A 1,478-nucleotide genomic window follows, 5' to 3' on the forward strand; every position below is an offset into this window, starting at 1 on the left:
GGGTTTGTTTGTACAGCTGTCCATTGATATCCAAGGAAAAACGCCATAACCTGCTGAATCGGTTGACCAAAGATTTTTCAATAGTTTTTTCCAGTTTGATTGTGGGCCTTTCGTCTATAAATCTGTAAAGACTCCTATTTGAAAGATAAGAATTTTTAGTTCTAAAGTTTGTGCTCAAATCGCCATCATCAACGCTACTATTATTCAGATCACTTGAAAAATTTACATTGTTTACGAAAGTCAAATCTACCACATTGTCCCTACCCCCAAATAATCTTTCTAATTTGAATAGCTTTAGGGACAGGTCATTAGATATGCGGCGGCGTTTGATATCGTAGTTTCTGTCAAATCTTGTAAGTTGTGACAGATTATCATTGGATGCAAAAGACGTTTTATTTTCTTTTATATTATCTGAAGTGTTTAAAAATGAGGAGTAACCTATTTGAAAATTCTTGGTTTTGCTTCTGAAGCCTGTGTTAAATGTAAGAACCTTATTAAAAATATTTTCTTTAAGAGTACTTGAAGAAGCACTTTGTAAGGTTTGATCGCCAGATATTGAAACGCTTTTGGAATTAAAAAAATCCTGGCTACGGGTCTGCGAAAAATTAGGTATGAAATAGAACTCCAGTAAATCATTCTCCAGTTTGTAGCTATTTTTGAAATTTTGATTTAAGGTGGATGATGTCCTAGTCTCATTATAAGATTGGAGCAAATTACTGTCCGCTTTTATATTGATTGAGGTAATGGTATTTTTAACTAAATCCCCGTCACGTTGTGTAACAAAATAGCTATTTTCTAATCGGTTATTTCGATTTTGGGCAGCATCGGCTATAAAATCATGCAAGAAGTTAAATCCTGCTGCTTTAGATTTGTTTAGTCCTTCTACAAAGAAATCGGGCTGTAATTCAAGGCTAACGCCTGTAGCTTTAAAAGAGGCCTCGCGGGTCATTTCTAATACGTCGTTGACCACAATATTACTATTGTTAGCCATAGACGCGATTGTAATCTGCGTCCTGGGCGAAAAACTGCTCACAGCAAACCCCGCAACATATCTTTTGTCAGTACCGTAGCCTGAAGAGATCTTTCCGAACAAACCGGATTTCCAGCCGTTCTTTAACTTAATATTGATATTTACAGATGAGTCCAATTTTGTAGTCCTATCATCACCAGCCTTATACACCTGTATTTTGTCTACTGATTCTTTTGGTAAATTCTGGATCGCGATCTTTGCATCTCCACCGAAAAACGGTTTGCCTTCCACCAACACCTTTTTGACAGCCTTTCCATTAACTGTAATAAGCCCATCTCCCCACAATATTACCCCGGGCAATTTTCTAAGCAGATCCTGTACCACCGCATTCTTCGCGGTTTTGAAAGCATCCGCATTAAATTCCAATGTATCGCCCTTCATCTGAATCGGAGGTTTATATGATTTAATTTCAACACCCTTAAGCTCAATACTTTGCTGACTTAAATAC

1 protein-coding gene is annotated in these 1,478 nt (G+C 37.0%); it reads right to left on the reverse strand.

Features of this window, described 5'->3' with window-relative positions; genetic code table 11:
* Positions 1-1,411 (reverse strand): TonB-dependent receptor (locus tag AC1DPQ_RS27465; protein WP_477611522.1); only part of this gene is annotated, 1,411 nt, incomplete at its 3' end.
* Between the last annotated feature and the right edge of the window lie 67 nt (positions 1,412-1,478).

The sequence above is a fragment of the Pedobacter sp. 01T416_2 genome, assembly GCF_056398925.1.